This is a genomic window from Leisingera aquaemixtae, assembly GCF_019801145.1.
GTDB classification, from domain to species: Bacteria; Pseudomonadota; Alphaproteobacteria; order Rhodobacterales; family Rhodobacteraceae; genus Leisingera; species Leisingera aquaemixtae_A.
The window spans coordinates 265668-278055 of sequence record NZ_JAHVJQ010000006.1 but is presented as its reverse complement, the minus strand read 5'-3'; the positions used below and the strand labels follow the sequence as shown (position 1 = coordinate 278055).

The 12388-nt window shown below is 64.7% G+C and carries 8 protein-coding genes and 1 tRNA gene; 7 read left to right on the top strand and 2 right to left on the bottom strand.

All coding sequences use genetic code 11. The annotated features are described in order from the left end of the window. Positions 1–215 precede the first annotated feature (215 nt). From KUW17_RS16420 to KUW17_RS16410, 3 genes are all read left to right on the top strand, one after another. Complete coding sequence (locus KUW17_RS16420; protein ID WP_222481055.1) at positions 216–425, top strand: DUF1127 domain-containing protein; 210 nt, start codon at positions 216–218, stop codon at positions 423–425. Between the two features lie 314 nt (positions 426–739). Continuing rightward, complete coding sequence (locus KUW17_RS16415) at positions 740–1528, top strand: phosphodiesterase (protein ID WP_222481053.1); 789 nt, start codon at positions 740–742, stop codon at positions 1526–1528. Further along, entirely contained in the window at positions 1529–2392 is an 864-nt protein-coding gene (locus KUW17_RS16410) for an EamA family transporter (protein WP_222481051.1), read from the top strand. A gap of 27 nt (positions 2393–2419) precedes the next feature. On the opposite strand, the gene KUW17_RS16405 is transcribed toward KUW17_RS16410, so the two are convergent. Beyond that, positions 2420–4777 carry an ATP-dependent helicase gene (locus tag KUW17_RS16405; RefSeq protein ID WP_222481049.1) on the bottom strand — a complete coding sequence of 786 codons (2358 nt, stop codon included), beginning with the start codon at positions 4775–4777 and terminating at the stop codon, positions 2420–2422. Positions 4778–4981: 204 nt separating this feature from the next. On the opposite strand from KUW17_RS16405, the gene KUW17_RS16400 reads away from it, so the two are divergent. The 3 genes from KUW17_RS16400 to KUW17_RS16390 all read left to right on the top strand — a co-directional run bounded on the left by KUW17_RS16400 (position 4982) and on the right by KUW17_RS16390 (position 11766). Beyond that, entirely contained in the window at positions 4982–6772 is a 1791-nt protein-coding gene (locus tag KUW17_RS16400) for a sensor domain-containing diguanylate cyclase (RefSeq protein WP_222481047.1), read from the top strand. A gap of 80 nt (positions 6773–6852) precedes the next feature. Beyond that, positions 6853–7998: an alpha-hydroxy acid oxidase gene (locus KUW17_RS16395; protein ID WP_222481045.1), complete on the top strand. Its 1146-nt coding sequence runs from the start codon at positions 6853–6855 to the stop codon at positions 7996–7998. A 324-nt stretch (positions 7999–8322) separates the two neighbouring features. Then, positions 8323–11766, top strand: coding sequence for a pyruvate carboxylase (locus tag KUW17_RS16390; protein ID WP_222481043.1), 3444 nt, complete (start codon positions 8323–8325; stop codon positions 11764–11766). Positions 11767–11944: 178 nt separating this feature from the next. On the opposite strand, the gene KUW17_RS16385 is transcribed toward KUW17_RS16390, so the two are convergent. After that, positions 11945–12130: a hypothetical protein gene (locus KUW17_RS16385; RefSeq protein ID WP_222481041.1), complete on the bottom strand. Its 186-nt coding sequence runs from the start codon at positions 12128–12130 to the stop codon at positions 11945–11947. A gap of 157 nt (positions 12131–12287) precedes the next feature. Between KUW17_RS16385 and KUW17_RS16380 the strand changes: the two genes are divergently transcribed. Next, positions 12288–12362 (top strand) — tRNA-Gly (locus tag KUW17_RS16380). Positions 12363–12388: the final 26 nt, after the last annotated feature.

The following is a 12388-nucleotide window of genomic DNA, read 5'->3' as shown; positions in this document are numbered from 1 at the left end:
AGGCCGCAGCGCAGTGCCCTGAAATTATACAGGCGGATAACGGGCTGCTGAAAATCTTGGCCAATTACAAAGGCCTACCCTGCGTCACCCATGCAGATGCTGCATAGCGGCATTGACGACGCGCGGGATTGTGCATCCGCGGCATTTCCTTAAATTGTCATTCAAGAAACGCCACGACGGCACAAGACGGTACGGTTAGACGAAGGAACATGATTATGGCAGCAGCACAACAGATCTCCGCGGTGAGCGTCGCATCCCCGGTTGGCTTCCTGGATGCCCTGCTGGTCAAGTTCGTCCGCTACCGCCTGTACCGCAAGACCGTCAACGAGCTGTCGGCGCTGTCCGGCCGCGACCTGGCAGACCTGGGCCTGAACCGGTCCGAAATCAAGCGCGTCGCCTATCAGGCGGCTTACGAGAACAACTGATAGAGATCAGGTCCTTCCTCCTCCTCCCTTGAGGGACCTGTCTTTGGCGGTGGCATCCTCCTCCTCCCTGATGCCACCGCACCCTATACCGGCCTCAAAAGCCGGGTTTGGATCACCGGGAACTCCTCCTCCCTAACTCCCGGTGTTTGACAGAACGGCGGTGCCCCTCCTCCTCCCTGGGCGCCGCCGTTTCTTGATTCCGGGGGCAGGTATTGCCGCGCCCGGACCGGGAGGCTGACGTTTTTCCGCTATCCAAAGCGCGCGCCTCGGGGTCTAGTGCCAGCAATGGCAACAGGCATTTGCGGGACCGCGTCATGAAGTTCATCCATCTCACCGATATTCACCTGATGGCGCCCGGCGTGCCGCTGAACGGCGGCGATCCGGCGGCGAATCTGCAGCGGGTGCTGGCAGATATCGCCGAATGGCACCAGGACGCCGCGTTCTGCGTGATCTCCGGCGATCTGGCCGACGAGGGCGATCCCGCGGCGTATGGCTGGCTGCAGGAGCAGCTGGCGGCGCTTCCGCTGCCGGCCTTCCTGATGCTCGGGAATCATGACGTACGGGGGAACTTCCTGAGCGTCTTTGCCGATCATCCGCGCGACGGCGGCGGGTTCGTGCAGCACAGCCACGCAGCCGGCGGCGCCAGGTTCCTGTTCCTCGACACCCTCACCGGCGGGCCGGACGTACATGACGGGGAGCTGTGCGCGGACCGGCTGGCCTGGCTGGAGGCGGAGCTGGAGGCCGCGGGTGAGGCGCCGGTGTTCCTGTTCCTGCACCACCCGCCGTTTGATATCGGGCTGCCTTATGTCGACGACATCAAGCTGCGCGATCCGGAAGGTTTTCACGCAGCACTGCAGAAAGGGCGGAACATCCGCCACATCTTCTTCGGCCATGTGCACCGGATGACCTATGTGAACTGGCGCGGATACAGCTTCACCTCTTTGCCCAGCACCAACCACCAGATCCCGCTGGTGCCTGAGCGGGCCGGCAGCGAATACAGCGTCGAGCCCTTGGCCTATGGCGTGGTGCAGGTAAGCAGCGATCAGGTGACGGTGCATTTCGACGCCTATCTGGACCGGCCGGGCCAGGGGGCTGCCTCCTAAGTGGAACTGCTGTGGATCCTGCTGGTGCTGCTGTCGGCGGTCACCCACCCGCTGCGGGACCTGACGCTGAAGGGCGTGGCGCATCCGGTGTCCTGCTATACCGGCGTGTGCCTGTCGTGGGTGGTGTTTGCAGGCCTGCACATGGCGCTGGCCGGGCAGACCCCCGCCCTGCCCGCCGGGATCTGGCCGCTGGTTCTGGCCTCGGCACTGGGGCTGACGGTTTACTACTACGGCACCCTGTCGGCGCTGCGGCGGGGAAACCTGTCGGCCTATTACCCGATCGTGCGCTCCTCGCCCCTGGCGATTGCCGCCTTCAGCTGGCTGGTGCTGGACCGCAGCTATACCGGGGCGGCCCTGCTGGGCATGGGGCTGATCATCTGGGCCGGGCTGATGATCCAGAAGGGCAAGGGACGCTTGCTGGATGATCCGCGCGCCTTTGCCATGGCGGCGATGGCGATGCTGGGGTCGGCTGCCTATTCGATTTCCGATGCGGCGGCGATGCAGGGCACCACCAGCGCGCCGTTCCTGTTCTGGACCTATATCCTGGTGACGGCGGCCATGGGGGCCTTGCGCGCCTGGGAGGACCGGGGGCAGTCGGCGCCCTTGCTGGGCGTGGTGCGGGGCTGGGCGCAGAACCCCTGGCGCATCCTGTTTGCCGGGCTGTCGTCCTACCTGTCGTACCTCTTGATCCTGCGGGTGTTCCAGCTGGGCGCCGAGGCGGCGGCGGTAAGCGCGGTGCGGCAGGTGTCGATCCCGGTGTCGGTGATCCTGGCGGCGCTGGTGCTGAAGGAGCCGCGCGGCCTCAGCCGCCTCGGCTGGGCGGTGCTGATTGCCATCGGCATTGCGATGATTGCGCTGCGGTGATCGCGGCGGGGCTGTCCCCGCCGCCGGTCAGAACGGCACGTCGTCTGTGGCGGTGACGAATTTGGCAACCACCTTCTTGGGGCCAGCCTTCTCGAAATCAATTTCCAGCTTGTCGCCCTCGATGCCGGTGATGGCGCCATAGCCGAACTTCTGGTGGAACACCCGCTCCCCCAGGGTGAAGCTGGAGGTGGCGGTGAGATCGATCACCTGATGCTTGCTCTCCTTGGGCTGGGACATGCCGTACTGGCCCGCGCGGGCCTGCATCCGTTTCCAGCCGGGGGAGTTGTAGCCGTCGGCCTGCGCCACCTTTTCCTCGATGGTGGACCGCACCTGCCCCGCGCCCGGTGCTGCAGCGCCATAGCCGCCGCCGTAGAGGCCCGGCGGGGTCAGCACCTCGACGTGTTCTTCGGGCAGCTCGTCAATGAAGCGCGAGGGCAGCTGCGACTGCCACTGGCCGAAGACCCGGCGGTTGCCGGCAAAGGAGATGGTGCAGATTTCCTCTGCCCTTGTGATGCCGACATAGGCCAGGCGGCGTTCCTCCTCGAGCCCCTTGAGGCCGCTTTCGTCCATCGAGCGCTGCGAGGGGAACAGCCCGTCCTCCCAGCCCGGCAGAAAAACGGCGGGAAACTCCAGGCCCTTGGCGGCGTGCAGGGTCATGATCGAGACCTTCTCGTCCGCGTCCTGCTTGTCGTTGTCCATCACCAGGCTGACGTGTTCGAGGAAGCCCTGCAGGTTCTCGAAGCTTTCCAGCGCCTTCACCAGTTCCTTGAGGTTTTCCAGGCGGCCCGGTGAGTCCGGGTTCTTGTCGTTCTGCCACATGGCGGTGTAGCCCGACTCGTCCAGGATGATCTCGGCCAGCTCCATGTGGGTGATGTCCGCGTCGCCGGCCATCCGGCCCCAGCGGGCAATGCCCTCGACCAGTTCACGCAGGGCGCCGCCGCCCTTGCCCTTGATCTGGCCGCTCTCGACCGCCAGCCGGGCGCCCTCGACCAGAGAGACGCCGTTCTCGCGCGCGATGGTCTGAATGGTCTGCTGCGCCTTGTCGCCAAGGCCGCGCTTGGGGGTGTTGACGATGCGTTCGAACGCCAGGTCGTCGTCGGGGGAGACCACGACGCGGAAATAAGCCATGGCATCGCGGATCTCCATCCGCTCATAGAACCGCGGGCCGCCTATCACCCGGTACGGCAGGCCGATGGTCAGAAAGCGGTCCTCGAACGCGCGCATCTGGTGGGAGGCGCGGACCAGGATGGCCATGCTGTTGAGGCCGATGGGCGACTGACCACGGGTGCCGCGCTGCATCGCCTCGATCTCCTCGCCGATCCAGCGGGCCTCTTCCTCGCCGTCCCAATGGCCGATCAGGCGGACCTTTTCGCCGTCGCCGGCATCGGTCCACAGCTCCTTGCCCAGACGGCCGGCATTGCCGCGGATCACGTTGGACGCGGCGGCCAGGATATGGCCGGTGGAGCGGTAGTTCTGCTCCAGCCGCACCACCATGGCGCCGGGAAAATCCTTCTCGAACCGCAGGATGTTGCCGACCTCGGCGCCGCGCCAGCCATAGATCGACTGGTCGTCGTCGCCGACGCAGCAGACGTTCTTGTGCGCGCCGGCCAGCAGCCGCAGCCAGAGGTACTGGGCGACGTTGGTATCCTGGTATTCGTCCACCATGATGTATTTGAACCAGCGCTGGTACTGCTCCAGCACGTCCGGGTGGTTCTGGAAGATCGTCACCATGTGCAGGAGCAGATCGCCGAAATCGACCGCGTTCAGTTCGCGCAGGCGGGTCTGATACTGGGCGTAAAACTCGGTGCCGCGGCTGTTGTAGGCGCTGGCGTCTGCAACCGGCACCTTTTCAGGTGTCAGGGCGCGGTTCTTCCAGTCGTCGATGATGTTTGCCAGCATCCGCGCGGGCCAGCGCTTGTCGTCGATGCCTGCGGCCTGGATCAGCTGTTTCAAGAGCCGGATCTGGTCGTCGGTGTCGAGAATGGTGAAATTCGATTTCAGCCCCGCCAGTTCGGCGTGGCGGCGCAAGAGCTTGACGCAGATCGAGTGGAAGGTGCCGAGCCAGGGCATCCCCTCGACCGCCTGGCCGAGCATGCCGCCGACCCGTTCTTTCATCTCGCGCGCGGCCTTGTTGGTGAAGGTCACCGACAGGATCTCGTTCGGGCGCGCGCGACCGGTGCTGAGGAGATGCACGATGCGGGTGGTCAGCGCCTTGGTCTTGCCGGTGCCGGCGCCCGCCAGCATCAGCACCGGGCCGTCGAGGCATTCCACCGCCTCCCGCTGGGCCGGGTTCAGCGTGTCCAGATAGGGCATCACCCGCGCGCCCATGGCGCGGGACGACAGCGATGCGCCCTCAAAGGCGTCCATTTCGTCAAAACTGCTCATGGCCGTGATCCTAGCGTGATTCAGGTCCGGCGGAAAGAGGACGTTCACAGTCTGTTCGCCCGGATCGCAGGAAAATCAGCGACACCGTCAAGGCACCTTTTAGCGTGCATTTTGCCTATTCAGCACAAGCGGAGGCGGGAAATTCATGTTCTGTAAAGCCTGCTGCGCAATATTAACGCAAACGCCGTTTGACTGGGGACCATCATGACACACCGGCCCGCCGGAAAGCTTCTTTCCAAGCTCAAGACCCTGCTGCTGCTGCCCCTGATGCTGGCAGCGGCCGCGCTGTCGGCCTGGGCCGTTTATTCCGTCCCTTCGCCCATCGTGGACCGGATGCTGGAAGCGGACCTGCGCAAGCAGGCCGACACCTGGCGGCGGGCGGTTCTGCTGCACCTTTCAAACAGCAAGGACGCTTTTGTGCTCGGCGAACTGGATGAGCACGACCGGGAATATCTGAACCTGGTGCCGAAAACCTCGGACGTGTACCGGCTGAAACTGTTCGAGTCGGACGGGACTATTTTCTGGTCCACCCGCGCCGAGGAAATCGGCCAGCGGAACACCAAGGAGTATTTCCAGACCGCCGTCTCGCAGGGCGTCGTCTACTACAAGCATGAAGAAAAGCCCGCGACCGAGGTGGACGGGCTGATGACCGCGGTCAATCCCGACGGCTCCATCCCGAACCGCGAGGTGGCCGAAGTCTATTCCCCGGTCATGCACGATGGCATTTTCATCGGGGCGATCGAGTTCTACTCGGACATTACCGATGTGCGGAACACCTTCATTTCCCGTGTCCGCATGTCTCTGGCGCTGATTTCGCTGGTGACAGTGACGGCGATGGCCATCGTGTCGGCGGTTGTTTTCAAATCCAACCGCCGCAGCCTGCGCCAGGTTGAGGAGCGGTCTGCCAAGGATCAGGAGATCATGGCAAACCAGCTGCAGCTGGCACGGGAAGTGAAGCTGTTGGGCGAGCTGAACGAATGGCTGCAATCCTGCCGCTCGCTGGATGAGCTGTTCGACATGGTGTCCGAATTCATGAGCCATCTGCTGCCGGATTCCGAGGGCAGCATCTATGTGTTCTCCAATTCGCGCGACGTGCTGGACGGCTGTGCCAGCTGGAACGGCGGCAGCCACAAGGACCACATCCAGCCGGGCGAATGCTGGGGGCTGCGCCGCGGCCGGACCTATGAGTTCGGCGCCTCGGAAGTGGAGTTCACCTGCGCCCACGCGGAACCGCATGACGGGCGGCCCTATTTCTGCTTCCCGATCCTGGCGCATGGCGAGACCGTCGGCCTGATGCACCTGCGGTCGCGGCCGAGCCGGGCCGGGGATTTCTCCGGCTGCAAGCAGCTGGCGCAGATGTGCGCGGAGCAGATCAGCATGGCGATTGCCAACGTGCGGATGCGCGACCAGCTGCACGACCAGTCGGTGCGCGACCCGCTGACCGGCCTGTTCAACCGCCGCCACATGACCGAGTGCCTGCGCAAATTCGTGGGTGCCAGCCAGAGCCGCGGACGGCCGCTGAGCGTGGTGTCGATCGACGTCGACCACTTCAAGAAATTCAATGACAATCACGGCCATGATGCAGGCGACATGGTGCTGCGGGCGGTGGGCACGGCGCTGGAGCAGGCCTGTGACGGCGAAGAGGTGGCTTGCCGTCCCGGCGGCGAGGAATTTGCGCTGCTTCTGCCGGGCGTGCGCCCGGAGGATGCTGTCACCAAGGCGGAGCTGCTGCGGCAGGCCGTCGAGGACGTGGTGGTGCGTTACGGCGAAAAGGCGCTGCCGCGGATTTCCATTTCGCTGGGCGTTGCCCATTACCCGGCGCATGGCACCATGCCGCAGGATCTGCTGCGCGCCTCCGACGAGGCGCTGTATGAGGCCAAGGCCAAGGGGCGCAACCAGGTCTGCGTTGCCGAGGGAACGGCGGCGGCGCCGCGCAACCCGCCGGCGCAGATCGCCGCCGCCGGCAGCGCTCAGGACAAGGACGCAGCGGCCTAGGCGCCGCAAGAAGCCGGGGCCGCTGGCCGGTTCCGGCGCTTTTTCTTGCACTCTCCTGACGGCCGCGTACCAATAGCTGCATGGAATTGCATCAGAATTACCCGGGCCTTAGCGATCTGAAAGACCGCGCCAGACAGCGGCTGCCGAAGTTCGTCTGGGAGTATCTGGACAGCGGCACCGGGACTGAGGCCGCCAAGGCGCAGAACCGCACCGGGCTGGACAGGATCGGCATGCTGCCGTCGGTGCTGCACGGGCCGCTGGAGACGGATCTGTCGATTGAGCTTCTGGGGGCCGCATACGCCTGCCCTTTTGGCGTGGCGCCCGTCGGCATGTCCGGCCTGATCTGGCCCGATGCCGAGGGCATCCTGGCCCGCAGCGCCGCCGCCGCGGGCATCCCCTATTGCCTGTCCACCGTGGCCAGCCAGATGCCGGAGGATCTGGCGCCGCATCTGGGCAAGGATGCCTGGTTTCAGCTCTACCCGCCGAAGGATGAGGGCATCCGCACCGACCTGCTGGCGCGGGCGCGGGATGCGGGGTTCCGCACCCTGGTGCTGACGGTGGATGTGCCGGTCGCCTCGCGCCGGGAACGGCAGACCCGCTCCGGCCTGACGCAGCCGCCCCGGCTGACCCCGCGGCTCTTGGCGCAGATCGCAATGCGGCCCGCCTGGGCGCTGGGAATGGCCCGGGCCGGGATGCCGCACATGCGGACGCTGGATAAATACATCGGCGGCGAACAGGCCAACCTGCCGCCAACCGCGCATATCGGCTATCTGCTGCGGACCTCGCCCGACTGGGCCTATGTCGACTGGCTGCGGCACAACTGGGACGGGCCGTTCATCATCAAAGGCGTGCAGCGGGCCGAAGATGCGCGGCGGCTGCAGGAGGCGGGCGCCGATGCCATCTGGCTGTCCAACCACGGCGGCCGGCAGTTCGACGGCTGCCCGCCCGCCATCAGCCTGCTGCCGGAGGTGCGCGAGGCCGTTACCGTTCCTGTCATTTTCGACAGCGGCATCGAGGGCGGGCTGGACATCCTGCGGGCGCTGGCGCTGGGGGCGGATTTCATCATGCTGGGGCGCGCCTTCCACTATGCGCTGGCCGCCCTGGGCGAGGCCGGTCCGGCGCATCTGATCAGCATTCTGACCAAGGATCTGGAAGCCAATATGGGCCAGCTGGGCCTGTCCAGCCTGACGGAGGCGCGCAGCCTGCAGCTGCGGAAATTGGCCTGACTGCACTGCCGGCCGGCGCATTTCGTGCAAAACCGGGAAAATTGCGCCAAAATGACGCATCCGCAACGTCATATTTTCGCTGCGGCGCGGAAAAAATAGTTACAAAACCATGCTGCAGATGCAAAATTTTGGCGGAATCTGTAAATGTTAGCAGATTGGGCGGCTGGACCCGCCTGACAGCCGGAATGGGCAAAACGCGGATCAGGAATGGAAAAACAGGCCGCTTGAGAGCGCAATCATGCCGGAAATACCCAGAACTACGTCTATACCAGCCGCTAATATCCGCCTAACACTGCACCAACTTGCACGGACCCCGAGGGTGAAATGACCGACTTCAAAAAAATCCTGATTGCCAACCGTGGCGAGATCGCGATCCGCGTGATGCGCGCAGCCAACGAGATGGGCAAGCGCACCGTCGCCGTCTATGCCGAGGAAGACAAGCTCGGCCTGCACCGGTTCAAGGCGGACGAGGCCTACCGCATCGGCGAAGGCATGGGCCCGGTTGCGGCCTATCTGTCGATCGACGAGATCATCCGGGTGGCCAAGGAAAGCGGCGCCGATGCGATCCACCCCGGGTACGGCCTGCTGTCCGAGAACCCGGATTTCGTGGATGCCTGCGCCCGCAACGGCATCACCTTCATCGGCCCCAAGGCCGAAACCATGCGCGCCCTTGGCGACAAGGCCTCTGCCCGCAAGGTGGCAATTGCCGCCGGCGTGCCGGTGATTCCGGCAACCGAGGTGCTGGGCGACGACATGGACGCGATCCGCAAGGAAGCGGCCGAGATCGGCTACCCGCTGATGCTGAAGGCCTCCTGGGGCGGCGGCGGCCGCGGCATGCGTCCGATCCATGCCGAGAAGGAGCTGGAAGAGAAAGTCCTGGAAGGCCGCCGCGAGGCGGAAGCCGCATTCGGCAACGGCGAGGGCTATCTGGAGAAGATGATCACCCGCGCCCGCCACGTCGAGGTGCAGATCCTGGGCGACAAGCACGGCGAGATCTATCACCTGTACGAACGGGACTGCTCGGTCCAGCGCCGCAACCAGAAAGTGGTTGAGCGCGCCCCTGCCCCGTACCTGAGCGAAGAACAGCGCGCAGAACTGTGCGACCTGGGCCGCAAGATCTGCCAGCATGTGAACTATGAATGCGCGGGCACCGTCGAATTCCTAATGGATATGAACGACGGCAAGTTCTACTTCATCGAAGTGAACCCGCGGGTGCAGGTGGAGCATACCGTGACCGAAGAGGTCACCGGCATCGACATCGTGCAGGCGCAGATCCTGATCGCCGAAGGCAAGACCATTGCCGAGGCGACCGGCAAGGCCAGCCAGGACGATATCCGCCTGAACGGCCACGCGCTGCAGACCCGCGTCACCACCGAAGATCCGCTGAACAACTTCATCCCGGACTACGGCCGCATCACCGCCTACCGTTCCGCCACCGGCATGGGCATCCGCCTGGACGGCGGCACCGCATACGCGGGCGGCGTGATCACCCGCTACTATGACTCGCTGCTGACCAAGGTGACCGCCTGGGCGCCGACCCCGGAAAAGGCGATTGCCCGCATGGACCGCGCGCTGCGCGAATTCCGGGTCCGCGGTGTTTCCACCAACATCGCCTTTGTCGAAAACCTGCTGAAGCACCCGACCTTCCTGTCGAATGAATACACCACCAAGTTCATCGACGAGACGCCGGATCTGTTCCAGTTCAAGAAGCGCCGCGACCGCGGCACCAAGGTGCTGACCTATATCGCGGACATCACCGTGAACGGCCACCCGGAGACCGAAGGCCGCGCCGCTCCCGCCGCCGACCTGAAGGAGCCGCGCGCACCGAAAGCGGAAGTGGGCAACCTGCCCTATGGCACCCGCAATCTGCTGGAGCAGAAGGGTGCCCAGGCGGTGGCCGACTGGATGAAGTCGCAGCGCCAGCTCTTGCTGACCGACACCACGATGCGCGACGGCCACCAGTCCCTGCTGGCGACCCGGATGCGCTCGATCGACATGATCAAGGTGGCGCCGGCCTATGCGCAAAACCTGAGCCAGCTGTTCTCGGTCGAGTGCTGGGGCGGTGCGACCTTTGACGTGGCCTACCGCTTTTTGCAGGAATGCCCCTGGCAGCGCCTGCGCGACCTGCGCGAGCGGATGCCGAACCTGATGACCCAGATGCTGCTGCGCGCCTCCAACGGCGTCGGCTACACCAACTATCCGGACAACGTGGTGCAGGAGTTCGTGCGCCAGGCGGCCACCACCGGCGTCGACGTGTTCCGCGTCTTCGACTCGCTGAACTGGGTCGAGAACATGCGCGTTGCCATGGACGCGGTGGTCGAGAGCGGCAAGGTCTGCGAAGGCACCATCTGCTATACCGGCGATATCCTGGACCCGAACCGCGCCAAGTACGACCTCAAGTACTATGTCGGCATGGCGAAAGAGCTGGAAGCAGCCGGCGCCCACATCCTGGGCCTGAAGGACATGGCTGGCCTGTTGAAGCCTGCCGCTGCCCGCCAGCTGGTCAAGGCGCTGAAAGAAGAGGTCGGCCTGCCGGTCCACTTCCACACCCATGACACCTCCGGCGTGGCCGGTGCCACCATCCTGGCGGCGGCGGATGCCGGCGTGGATGCGGTGGATGCGGCGATGGACGCCTTCTCCGGCGGCACCTCGCAGCCCTGCCTGGGCTCCATCGTCGAGGCGCTGCGCAACACCGACCGCGACACCGGCATCGACATTTCCAAGGTGCGCGAGATCTCCGGCTACTGGGAACAGGTGCGGGCGCAGTATGCGGCGTTCGAAAGCGGCCTGCAGGCCCCGGCCTCCGAGGTCTACCTGCACGAGATGCCGGGCGGCCAGTTCACCAACCTGAAGGCGCAGGCGCGCTCGCTGGGGCTGGAAGAAAAATGGGCTGACGTGGCGCAGACCTATGCCGACGTGAACCAGATGTTCGGCGATATCGTGAAAGTGACCCCCTCGTCCAAGGTGGTTGGCGACATGGCGCTGATGATGGTCTCCCAGGGCCTGACGCGCGAAGAGGTCGAAAACCCGGAAACCGACGTGGCCTTCCCCGACTCGGTGGTCGACATGATGCGCGGCAACCTGGGCCAGCCCCCGGGCGGCTTCCCGGAAGGTATCGTGTCCAAGGTTCTGAAGGGTGAAGCGCCCAACACCGAACGCCCGGGCAAGCATCTGGAGCCGGTGAATCTGGAAGCGGTCCGCGCGGAGCTGTCGAAAGAGCTGGAAGGCTTCAAGGTCGATGACGAGGACCTGAACGGCTACCTGATGTATCCGAAGGTGTTCCTCGACTACATGGGCCGCCACCGCCAGTACGGCCCGGTGCGCACCCTGCCGACCAAGACCTTCTTCTATGGCATGGAGCCAGGTGAGGAGATCACCGCCGAGATCGATCCGGGCAAGACCCTGGAAATCCGCCTGCAGGCGATTTCCGAGACCGACGAGAAGGGCGAAGTGAAGGTCTTCTTCGAGCTGAACGGCCAGCCCCGCGTGATCCGGGTGCCGAACCGTCTGGTCAAGGCCTCGACCGAAGTCCGCGCCAAGGCGGAAGCAGGCAACCCGAACCACGTCGGCGCGCCGATGCCGGGTGTTGTGGCCTCTGTCGCGGTGCAGGTGGGCCAGCAGGTGCACGAAGGCGACATGCTGCTGACCATCGAAGCGATGAAGATGGAAACCGGCATCCACGCAGAGCGCGACGCGGTTGTGAAGGCCGTGCACGTTCAGGCCGGCGGCCAGATTGACGCCAAGGATCTGCTGGTCGAGCTGGAATAAGCCGGAAGGCTGGAAAATTCGGAAGGGCGCCCTGCCGGCAGCGGGGCGCCCTTTCTCTTTGTGAGGGGAACCGAAGTTCGGCGCGAATTCCGGCCAGTTTTCCGGCGCGGAGAACTAGCGCCGGCCCGGTGTTTCGCACCCGAAAAGCCGCGCAGGATTTCTGGCTGTTGCCAGGCCGTCAGGCGTTGAATGCTGCGGCTTCTGGAAGGGTCACGGTTTCAACATGCACAGGTTTCAGCCCCTCGACCTGCCCGGCCCAGCTGTCAGCCTGCGGTGAACTGGCGTGCTGTGCGCTGTGCACCAGCATCCCCAGGGCAATCGCTGCGCCCAGGCTGGTGATCCGCAAGTAATCCTTCCAATTCATAGCCTCGGTCTCCCCTGAAAAATCCGGTTGTTTGCAGGTGGTACGCCGATCCCCCGCCGTTCCGTCGCTGCCGGTGCGGATTTTTTTCTCCCGCTGCCGATTTTCCTCTTGCAGGCAGCGGGCGGAGACCCTATTTCACCGCTCACCGGATGGCAGCGCGGGCGTAGCTCAGGGGTAGAGCATTACCTTGCCAAGGTAAGGGTCGTGAGTTCGAATCTCATCGCCCGCTCCATCGGGAAAACGGACAGGCCGCCCTCG